The following is a 10,538-nucleotide window of genomic DNA, read 5'->3' on the forward strand; positions in this document are numbered from 1 at the left end:
AGATGCCGTAGCGGGTTTCGCAGTTGATCGGCGAACGCACGATCACTTCGTCGATGCTGTTCAGCTCGATGAACTCAACCCACTGCTCGTCGACCAAGGTACCGGCCGGAACGATAACGTCCTCGGTGCCTGGCTTGAACACGTCACGGGCGATGACACGACCCAATACACGCTCACCCAGCGGCTCTACAACGTCGCCGCCTTCGATGTGTGGCGTCATCACCAGGCCCTGATCGGTGCCGCAGTCGATCTCGGTCACAACCAGATCCTGGGCAACGTCCACCAGACGACGAGTCAGGTAACCGGAGTTAGCGGTTTTCAGTGCGGTATCCGCCAGACCCTTACGAGCACCGTGAGTCGAGATGAAGTACTGAAGTACGCTCAGACCTTCACGGAAGTTCGCAGTGATCGGCGTCTCGATGATGGAGCCGTCCGGCTTGGCCATCAGACCACGCATACCGGCCAGCTGACGGATCTGGGCTGCGGAACCCCGCGCACCCGAGTCAGCCATCATGTACATCGAGTTGAAGGACTCTTGCTCGACTTCCTTGCCTTCGCGGTCGATGACCTTCTCTTTCGAGAGGTTGGCCATCATCGCCTTGGACACTTCGTCGTTCGCCTTCGACCACAAGTCGATGACCTTGTTGTACTTCTCGCCCTGGGTTACCAGACCGGAGGCGTACTGGCTCTCGATTTCCTTCACTTCGTCGGTAGCGTTACCGATGATGCGGGCTTTCTCGTCCGGGATAACGAAGTCGTTAACACCGATGGAAACGCCGGAAATGGTCGAGTAAGCGAAACCGGTGTACATCAGCTGGTCGGCGAAGATAACGGTCTCTTTCAGACCAACCACGCGATAGCACTGGTTGATCAGCTTGGAGATCGCCTTTTTCTTCATCGGCTGGTTGACCACGTCGTACGGCAGACCTGCTGGCACAACCTGGAACAGCAGCGCACGGCCGACGGTGGTGTCGACGATGCGGGTGTTCTTGACCACCGAGCCATCACGCTCTTTCACGGTTTCGTTGATACGAACCTTGATTTTCGCGTGCAGGGCGGCTTCGCCGGCGCGGAATACGCGGTCGACTTCCTGCAGGTCGGCGAACACGCGACCCTCGCCCTTGGCATTGATCGCTTCACGGGTCATGTAATACAGACCCAGTACAACGTCCTGCGACGGAACGATGATTGGCTCACCGTTGGCTGGCGACAGGATGTTGTTGGTCGACATCATCAGCGCACGCGCTTCGAGCTGGGCTTCCAGGGTCAGCGGCACGTGAACGGCCATCTGGTCGCCGTCGAAGTCGGCGTTGTACGCAGCACAGACCAGCGGGTGCAGCTGGATAGCCTTACCTTCGATCAGTACGGGTTCAAACGCCTGGATACCCAGACGGTGAAGAGTCGGTGCACGGTTGAGCAGTACGGGGTGTTCGCGAATCACTTCGGCGAGAACGTCCCACACCTCTGGCAGCTCGCGCTCGACCATCTTCTTGGCAGCCTTGATGGTGGTCGCCAGACCACGCATTTCCAGCTTGCCGAAAATGAACGGCTTGAACAGCTCGAGGGCCATCTTCTTCGGCAGACCGCACTGGTGCAGACGCAGGGTCGGACCTACGGTAATTACCGAACGGCCGGAGTAGTCAACACGCTTACCGAGCAAGTTCTGACGGAAGCGACCTTGCTTACCTTTGATCATGTCGGCCAGGGACTTCAGCGGACGCTTGTTCGAGCCAGTGATGGCGCGACCACGGCGGCCGTTGTCCAGCAGGGCGTCGACCGCTTCCTGCAGCATGCGCTTTTCGTTGCGCACGATGATGTCCGGCGCCGACAGATCCAGCAGGCGCTTCAGACGGTTGTTACGGTTGATCACCCGACGATACAGGTCGTTCAGGTCGGAAGTCGCGAAACGGCCACCATCCAGCGGAACCAGCGGACGCAGGTCCGGCGGCAGCACTGGCAGGACGGTCAGGACCATCCACTCAGGCAGGTTGCCCGAGCCCTGGAAAGCTTCCATCAGCTTCAGACGCTTGGAAAGCTTCTTGATCTTGGTTTCCGAGTTGGTCTGCGGAATTTCTTCGCGCAGGCGGCCGATCTCGTGCTCCAGGTCGATAGCGTGCAGCAGCTCGCGGACAGCCTCGGCACCCATGCGGGCGTCAAAGTCGTCACCGAACTCTTCCAGCGCTTCGAAGTACTGCTCGTCGTTCAGCAGCTGGCCCTTTTCCAGGGTAGTCATGCCCGGGTCGATAACGACATAGCTCTCGAAGTAGAGCACGCGCTCGATATCACGCAGGGTCATGTCCATCAGCAGGCCGATACGGGACGGCAGCGACTTCAGGAACCAGATGTGGGCAACCGGCGAGGCCAGCTCGATGTGCGCCATGCGCTCACGACGAACCTTCGCCAAGGCAACTTCAACGCCGCACTTCTCGCAGATTACGCCGCGGTGCTTGAGGCGCTTGTACTTGCCGCACAGGCACTCGTAGTCCTTGACTGGGCCAAAGATCTTGGCGCAGAACAGGCCGTCACGCTCAGGCTTGAACGTACGGTAGTTGATGGTTTCCGGCTTCTTAACTTCACCGAACGACCACGAACGGATCATTTCAGGCGACGCCAGACCGATGCGGATGGCGTCGAACTCTTCGACTTGACCCTGGTTTTTCAGCAAATTCAGTAGGTCTTTCAAGGCCTTTCCTCCTGGCGGAGCAGGGAGCGGGCATTACCTGCCCCACTCCCCTTCGCGTCACGTGTTATTCGGTTTCCAGATCGATATCGATACCGAGCGAACGGATCTCTTTGATCAACACGTTGAAGGACTCGGGCATGCCCGGCTCCATACGGTGATCGCCATCCACGATGTTCTTGTACATCTTGGTACGGCCGTTCACGTCGTCCGACTTCACTGTGAGCATTTCTTGCAGGGTGTATGCCGCGCCGTATGCTTCCAGCGCCCACACTTCCATCTCCCCGAAACGCTGACCACCGAACTGCGCCTTACCACCCAGCGGCTGCTGGGTAACCAGGCTGTAGGAACCAGTGGAACGCGCGTGCATCTTGTCGTCCACCAAGTGGTTCAGCTTGAGCATGTACATGTAACCAACGGTCACAGGACGCTCGAACTTGTTGCCGGTACGGCCGTCGAACAGCACCATCTGGCCGCTCTCTGGCAGGTCGGCCAGCTTCAGCATGGCCTTGATCTCGCGCTCCTTGGCACCATCGAAGACCGGGGTAGCCATCGGCACGCCTTTCTTCAGGTTGTTAGCCAGGGCCAGGATCTCTTCGTCGGTGAACTCGTCGAGGTTTTCCTGACGACCGCCGATCTCGTTGTAGACCTCGGTCAGGAACACGCGCAGCTCAGCAGCTTTACGCTGCTCTTCGAGCATGCGGTCGATCTTCTCGCCCAGACCCTTGGCCGCGAGGCCCAGGTGGGTTTCAAGGATCTGACCAACGTTCATACGCGAAGGTACACCCAGCGGGTTCAGTACGACGTCAACCGGAGTACCGTTGGCATCGTGCGGCATGTCTTCAACCGGCATGATGACCGAGACAACACCCTTGTTACCGTGACGACCGGCCATCTTGTCACCCGGCTGGATGCGACGGCGGATTGCCAGGTAAACCTTGACGATCTTCAGTACGCCCGGTGCCAGGTCATCGCCCTGCTGCAGCTTGCGCTTCTTGTCTTCGAACTTGTCGTCCAGCAGACGGCGACGGTCGACGATGTACTGCTGAGCCTTTTCCAGCTGCTCGTTCAGTGCATCTTCAGCCATGCGCAGTTTGAACCACTGGCCATGCTCCAGACCGTCCAGCACCTCGTCAGTGATCACGGTGCCTTTCTTCAGGCCCGCACCACCATCAACCACCTGGCCGTTCAGGGCAGAACGCAGACGCTCGAAGGTTGCACCTTCAACAATGCGGAACTCTTCGTTGAGGTCCTTGCGGATCTCGTCGAGCTGCATCTTCTCGATGGCCAGCGCGCGGCTATCGCGCTCCACGCCATCACGGGTGAAGACCTGTACGTCGATGACAGTACCCTTGGTGCCGGTTGGCACACGCAGGGAAGTGTCCTTAACGTCGCTGGCCTTCTCACCGAAGATTGCGCGCAGCAGTTTTTCTTCCGGAGTCAGCTGGGTTTCGCCTTTTGGCGTGACCTTGCCAACCAGGATGTCGCCAGCGCCAACTTCAGCACCTACGTAAACGATACCGGCTTCGTCCAGCTTGTTCAGTGCGGCTTCACCCACGTTCGGGATGTCCGCAGTGATTTCCTCTGGGCCGAGCTTGGTGTCACGCGCCACACAGGTCAGTTCCTGAATGTGGATGGTGGTGAAGCGATCTTCCTGAACCACACGCTCGGACAGGCAGATGGAGTCTTCGAAGTTGAAGCCGTTCCACGCCATGAACGCGATGCGCATGTTCTGACCCAGAGCCAGCTCACCCATGTCGGTGGACGGGCCGTCGGCCATGATGTCACCACGCTGAACCTTGTCACCTTTGCTCACCAGCGGACGCTGGTTGATGCAGGTGTTCTGGTTCGAACGGGTGTACTTGGTCAGGTTGTAGATATCCACACCTGCTTCGCCGGTTTCCACTTCGTCGTCGGCAACGCGAACAACGATACGGCTAGCGTCGACCGAGTCGATCACACCACCGCGGCGAGCAACCACACAGACACCGGAGTCACGGGCAACGTTGCGCTCCATGCCGGTACCTACCAGCGGCTTGTCGGCACGCAGGGTTGGTACAGCCTGACGCTGCATGTTCGAACCCATCAACGCACGGTTGGCGTCGTCGTGCTCGAGGAACGGAATCAGCGACGCTGCAACGGAAACAACCTGCTTCGGCGAAACGTCCATCAGGGTGACGTCTTCCGGCGCCTTGACGGTGAATTCGTTCAGGTGACGAACTGCTACCAGCTCATCGATCAGTTGCTTCTTGTCGTTCATCGCGGCCGAAGCCTGTGCGATGACGTGATCCGCCTCTTCGATTGCCGACAGGAACACGATGTCGTCGCTGACAACGCCCTCCTTCACCACGCGGTACGGGCTTTCCAGGAAGCCGTACTGGTTGGTGCGGGCGTAGGCCGCCAAGGAGTTGATCAGACCGATGTTCGGACCTTCAGGGGTCTCGATCGGGCACACACGGCCATAGTGGGTCGGGTGTACGTCACGGACTTCGAAGCCGGCACGCTCACGGGTCAGACCGCCAGGGCCGAGTGCAGAGACGCGGCGCTTGTGGGTAATCTCCGAGAGAGGGTTGTTCTGGTCCATGAACTGGGACAGCTGGCTGGAACCAAAGAACTCTTTCACCGCCGCCGCTACCGGCTTGGCGTTGATCAGGTCTTGCGGCATCAGGCCTTCGCTTTCCGCCATCGACAGGCGTTCCTTGACCGCGCGCTCGACACGCACCAGGCCAACACGGAACTGGTTCTCGGCCATCTCGCCGACGCAACGTACGCGGCGGTTACCCAGGTGGTCGATGTCGTCGACGATACCTTTGCCGTTACGGATATCGACCAGGGTCTTCAGAACCTCGACGATGTCTTCCTTGCTCAGCACACCCGAACCCTCGATCTCGGTACGACCGATACGACGGTTGAACTTCATGCGGCCTACGGCGGACAGATCGTAACGCTCGGCACTGAAGAACAGGTTGTTGAACAGGGTCTCGGCTGCATCCTTGGTTGGCGGCTCGCCTGGACGCATCATGCGGTAGATCTCGACCAGAGCTTCCAGCTGGTTGCTGGTGGTATCGATCTTCAGCGTGTCAGAGATGAACGGACCGCAATCGATGTCGTTGGTGTACAGGGTCTCGATACGGACAACCTGCGCCTTGGCGACCTTGATCAGCAGCTCGGTGGTCATCTCGGTGTTGCATTCGGCGAGGATTTCGCCGGTAGCCGGATGCACGATAGCCTTGGCGGTAGTGCGGCCCAGGACGTATTCCATTGGAACGTCCAGTTGCTTGACGCCGGCCTTCTCGAGCTGGTTGATGTGGCGCGCGGTAATACGGCGGCCTTGCTCGACGATGACTTTGCCGGTTTCGTCATGGATGTCCATGACTGCAACTTCACCACGCAGACGCTGTGGCACCAGTTCCAGGCTGAGTTTTTCGCCGGAAATGTGGAACACGTTGGTGGTGTAGAAGGTATTCAGCACTTCTTCAGTGCTGTAACCCAGGGCGCGCAGCAGCACCGAGGCCGGCAGTTTGCGGCGACGGTCGATACGCACGAACACGCAGTCCTTCGGGTCGAACTCGAAGTCCAGCCAGGAACCGCGGTAAGGGATGATGCGAGCGGAGTACAGCAGCTTGCCCGAGCTGTGGGTCTTGCCACGGTCGTGGTCGAAGAACACACCAGGCGAACGGTGCAGCTGGGAAACGATCACACGCTCGGTACCGTTGATAACGAAGGTACCGTTCTCAGTCATCAGGGGGATTTCACCCATGTAGACTTCTTGCTCTTTGATGTCCTTGATCGCTTTGTTCGACGATTCCTTGTCGAAGATGATCAGGCGCACCTTGACCCGCAGTGGGACCGCGAAGGTCACGCCACGCAGGACACATTCCTTCACATCGAAGGCGGGTTCGCCCAGGCGATAGCCTACGTACTCCAGGGCAGCATTGCCGGAGTAGCTGATGATCGGGAATACCGATTTGAAGGCCGCGTGCAGGCCGACGTCGCGGAAGTGATCCTTGGATGCTCCCGCTTGCAGGAATTCGCGATACGAATCCAGCTGGATGGCCAGGAGGTAAGGCACATCCATGACGTCCGGCAACTTGCTAAAGTCCTTGCGGATACGTTTTTTCTCAGTGTATGAGTAAGCCATCAGCGTTCCCCAGCTTGGTCACCTGCTTGTTTGGCTTCTCCCGGCGGGAGCAGCCAGAAAATCGTGCAAACCCCTTGGTTTGCGCCACCCACATGGGTGTCTTGCAGCTCGTTATCGGGACCGGCCTGACCGGCCACCAATAACGGAAAAAGGCCGGTGGCATAAGCCACCAGCCATCAGCCTTTCGCTCAACGCTCAGGCTGGCATCGCAAGGTCGAGATTACTTCAGCTCGACTTTAGCGCCTGCTTCTTCCAGCTTCTTCTTAGCGTCTTCAGCGGCTTCTTTCGAAACGCCTTCAGCTACAACCTGAGGAGCGCCATCGACTTTCTCTTTGGCTTCTTTCAGGCCCAGACCGGTCAGTTCGCGAACGGCTTTGATCACGTTCACTTTCTTGTCGCCGGCTTCAACCAGAACAACGTTGAACTCGGTCTGCTCTTCAACAACGGCAGCAGCAGCAGCTGGGCCAGCAGCGGCAACAGCAGCGGTAACGCCGAAGGTTTCTTCCATTGCTTTGATCAGCTCAACAACTTCCAGAACGGTTTTCTGGCCGATTGCTTCGATGATTTGTTCGTTAGTCAGAGACATGACTCAATCCTGTATTGGGGTGACAGCCTACGCAGCCATCAAATTAAACGTATGATTTTGAAAGAGTTCGCACGCCTTAGGCGGCGGTAGCTTCTTTCTGGTCGCGAATGGCTGCCAGAGTACGAGCCAGCTTGCTGGTGGCGCCTTGAATAACGCTCATCAGTCGTGCAATAGCTTCGTCGCGGGTCGGCAGGGTAGCCAACACGTCGATCTGGTTCGCTGCAATGAAATTGCCGTCAAACGCAGCTGCCTTGATCTCGAACTTGTCCTGACCCTTGGCGAACTCTTTGAACAGACGAGCAGCAGCGCCCGGGTGTTCGTTGGAGAAAGCAATCAGGGTCGGGCCTTTGAACGCGTCGTTGAGGATCGAGAATTCGGTGCCTTCAACAGCGCGCTTGAGCAGGGTATTACGCACTACACGTACGTATACGCCAGCTTCGCGGGCCTCTTTACGGAGTCCGGTCATTGCGCTTACAGTCACACCACGGGCATCAGCCACGACAGCGGACAGAGCGACTTTGGCAGCCTCGTTGACTTCAGCGACGATGGCCTTCTTGTCTTCGAGTTTAATTGCCACGGGTTTACTCCTGGTTTTTACCGTTTCATCTGGCCGAGGCCGGATGTCGTTTTGGTGTCTGATTCGGTAACGAATCGGGAGCACCATCTGCGTGGGCTGATATTTTAAGGCTTGCGCCGCCTACGGTCTTGGATAGCCCCCGCCAGGCAGGGACCCCAATTTTTGCTGGCGGCGCGACTGGTCGCGCCGCCATGTTCTTACACGTTCAGCGAGCTCTGATCGATGACCAGACCTGGGCCCATGGTGGTGCTCAGGGTAACGCGCTTAACGTAGATACCTTTCGAGGAAGCTGGCTTGATACGCTTCAGGTCAGCGATCAGGGCTTCAACGTTTTCCTTCAGCTTGTCAGCTTCAAAGCCGATCTTGCCAACGGAGGTGTGGATGATACCGTTTTTGTCGGTACGGTAGCGAACCTGACCAGCCTTGGCGTTTTTCACGGCAGTGGCTACGTCTGGGGTCACGGTACCAACTTTCGGGTTAGGCATCAGGCCGCGAGGACCCAGAACCTGACCCAGCTGACCTACAACGCGCATGGCATCAGGCGATGCGATAACGACGTCATAGTTCAGGTCGCCACCTTTCATTTCGGCAGCCAGATCGTCCATACCTACGCGATCAGCGCCGGCAGCCAGAGCAGCTTCAGCAGCTGGACCCTGGGTGAAGACAGCAACGCGAACGGTCTTGCCAGTGCCGTGTGGCAGCACGGTAGCGCTACGTACGACCTGGTCGGATTTACGCGGGTCAACACCGAGGTTAACAGCGATGTCGTAGGACTCGACGAACTTGGCAGCAGGCAGCGAGGCCAGCAGAGTTGCCGCTTCTTCGAAGTTGTAGGCCTTGCCTGCTTCGATTTTCTCGGCGATTGCCTTTTGGCGTTTGGTCAGCTTAGCCATTACACACCCTCCACGTTCAGGCCCATGCTGCGGGCAGAGCCAGCGATGGTGCGTACAGCAGCGTCCAGGTCAGCGGCAGTCAGGTCAGCCTGTTTGGCTTTCGCGATGTCTTCCAGCTGAGCACGGGTAACGGTACCGACTTTAACGGTGTTCGGGCGAGCCGAACCACTGGTCAGGCCAGCAGCTTTCTTCAGCAGAACCGAGGCAGGGGTGCTCTTGGTCTCGAAGGTGAAGCTACGGTCGCTGTAGACAGTGATGATCACTGGAGTCGGCAGGCCGGCTTCTTGACCCTGGGTACGGGCGTTGAAGGCCTTGCAGAATTCCATGATGTTCACACCATGTTGACCCAGAGCTGGACCAACGGGTGGGCTTGGGTTGGCCTGGCCGGCCTTAACTTGCAGCTTGATGTAAGCCTGAATCTTCTTAGCCATGAGCTACTCCAAAATCGGGTACGAACGCCTGATGGCTCCCCGGATGACTTGCGTTTTATCCCAGTGACGACAAAACCCCGCAGCACACAGGGCTGCGGGGTATGGGATGCTTCGTCCGCCTAGACCTTTTCGACCTGGCTGAACTCGAGCTCCACCGGAGTAGAGCGACCGAAAATGAGCACCGCAACCTGCAGGCGACTCTTTTCGTAGTTAACTTCTTCGACACTACCATTGAAGTCAGCGAACGGACCATCAATGACTCGAACCACTTCACCTGGCTCGAACAGCGTCTTGGGCTTCGGCTTATCGCTACCGTCGGCAACGCGACGCAGGATGGCCTCAGCTTCTTTATCGGTAATCGGCGCAGGCTTGTCAGCAGTACCGCCGATAAAGCCCATCACGCGAGGGGTGTCCTTGACCAAGTGCCAAGTCCCTTCATTCATCTCCATCTGGACCAGTACATAGCCAGGGAAGAATTTACGCTCACTCTTGCGCTTCTGGCCATTGCGCATTTCGACGACTTCTTCGGTCGGGACCAAGATCTCGCCGAAACCGTCTTCCATGCCAGCCAGCTTGACGCGCTCGATGAGGGAGCGCATTACATGCTTCTCGTAACCCGAGTAAGCATGCACAACATACCAACGCTTAGCCACGGGACACCTTTAGCCAACGATCAAGGAGACCGCCCAGCCGAGCAGGGAGTCGAGCCCCCACAGCAGCAGTGCCATAACCAGCACGACAGCCACGACAATCAGCGTGGTCTGGGTGGTTTCCTGGCGGGTCGGCCACACGACTTTACGAATCTCGGTACGAGCTTCCTTCGCCAACGCAAAGAACGACTTGCCCTTCGCAGTCTGCAGAGCCACAAAGCCCGCGACAGCAGCAAGGACGAGAAGCACAAGAACGCGATACAGGATTGGAGAGGCGGAGTAATATTGATTACCCACGACACCAACAACCACCAAAGCCACTACAGCCAGCCACTTGAACAGATCAAAACGCGATTCTTGGGCTTCAGTTTTGGGGGTCATCGAGGAGGATCCTGTAAGAAGAAAGCCATCACACCGAGGTGAAATGGCAGGTCAGGAGGGAATCGAACCCCCAACCTACGGTTTTGGAGACCGTCGCTCTGCCAATTGAGCTACTGACCTGTAACGCTGTATCAGGCCGGCCATTATACCGGCCTGATCAAGTAAATCAACTACTTATTCAATAATTTTTGCTACGACA

General features: G+C 57.7%; 8 protein-coding genes and 1 tRNA gene. All 9 read right to left on the reverse strand.

The window, feature by feature from the left end; all coding sequences use genetic code 11:
• Positions 1 to 2,683 (reverse strand): DNA-directed RNA polymerase subunit beta' (rpoC, locus tag BJQ17_RS28600; protein ID WP_070096956.1); only part of this gene is annotated, 2,683 nt, incomplete at its 3' end.
• Between the two features lie 64 nt (positions 2,684 to 2,747).
• Positions 2,748 to 6,821: a DNA-directed RNA polymerase subunit beta gene (gene rpoB, locus BJQ17_RS28605; protein ID WP_003255495.1), complete on the reverse strand. Its 4,074-nt coding sequence runs from the start codon at positions 6,819 to 6,821 to the stop codon at positions 2,748 to 2,750.
• A gap of 220 nt (positions 6,822 to 7,041) precedes the next feature.
• Entirely contained in the window at positions 7,042 to 7,407 is a 366-nt protein-coding gene (gene rplL / locus BJQ17_RS28610) for a 50S ribosomal protein L7/L12 (protein WP_003255496.1), read from the reverse strand.
• Positions 7,408 to 7,483: 76 nt separating this feature from the next.
• A complete protein-coding gene (rplJ, locus tag BJQ17_RS28615; protein WP_003255497.1) occupies positions 7,484 to 7,984 on the reverse strand; it encodes a 50S ribosomal protein L10 in 501 nt (166 codons plus the stop codon).
• 197 nt (positions 7,985 to 8,181) lie between these two features.
• The gene (rplA, locus tag BJQ17_RS28620) at positions 8,182 to 8,877 is read right to left on the reverse strand and encodes a 50S ribosomal protein L1 (RefSeq protein WP_003255499.1); all 696 of its coding nucleotides are present in this window, start codon (positions 8,875 to 8,877) and stop codon (positions 8,182 to 8,184) included.
• Positions 8,877 to 9,308, reverse strand: coding sequence for a 50S ribosomal protein L11 (gene rplK, locus BJQ17_RS28625; protein ID WP_003255500.1), 432 nt, complete (start codon positions 9,306 to 9,308; stop codon positions 8,877 to 8,879). The genes rplA and rplK overlap by 1 nt, the downstream gene beginning before the upstream one ends.
• A gap of 119 nt (positions 9,309 to 9,427) precedes the next feature.
• Positions 9,428 to 9,961, reverse strand: coding sequence for a transcription termination/antitermination protein NusG (gene nusG, locus BJQ17_RS28630; protein WP_003255501.1), 534 nt, complete (start codon positions 9,959 to 9,961; stop codon positions 9,428 to 9,430).
• A gap of 9 nt (positions 9,962 to 9,970) precedes the next feature.
• The gene (secE, locus tag BJQ17_RS28635; protein ID WP_003255502.1) at positions 9,971 to 10,339 is read right to left on the reverse strand and encodes a preprotein translocase subunit SecE; all 369 of its coding nucleotides are present in this window, start codon (positions 10,337 to 10,339) and stop codon (positions 9,971 to 9,973) included.
• A 44-nt stretch (positions 10,340 to 10,383) separates the two neighbouring features.
• Positions 10,384 to 10,459, reverse strand: a tRNA-Trp gene (locus BJQ17_RS28640).
• Between the last annotated feature and the right edge of the window lie 79 nt (positions 10,460 to 10,538).

It is taken from the genome of Pseudomonas sp. NBRC 111139 (assembly GCF_001753955.1).
Taxonomy (GTDB): Bacteria; Pseudomonadota; Gammaproteobacteria; order Pseudomonadales; family Pseudomonadaceae; genus Aquipseudomonas; species Aquipseudomonas alloputida.

Coding starts and splice junctions, on each gene's coding strand:
- rpoB (WP_003255495.1), bottom strand. CDS start 6,821: ATGGCTTACTCATACACTGAGAAAAAACGTATCCGCAAGGACTTTAGC.
- rplL (WP_003255496.1), bottom strand. CDS start 7,407: ATGTCTCTGACTAACGAACAAATCATCGAAGCAATCGGCCAGAAAACC.
- rplA (WP_003255499.1), bottom strand. CDS start 8,877: ATGGCTAAGCTGACCAAACGCCAAAAGGCAATCGCCGAGAAAATCGAA.
- rplK (WP_003255500.1), bottom strand. CDS start 9,308: ATGGCTAAGAAGATTCAGGCTTACATCAAGCTGCAAGTTAAGGCCGGC.
- secE (WP_003255502.1), bottom strand. CDS start 10,339: ATGACCCCCAAAACTGAAGCCCAAGAATCGCGTTTTGATCTGTTCAAG.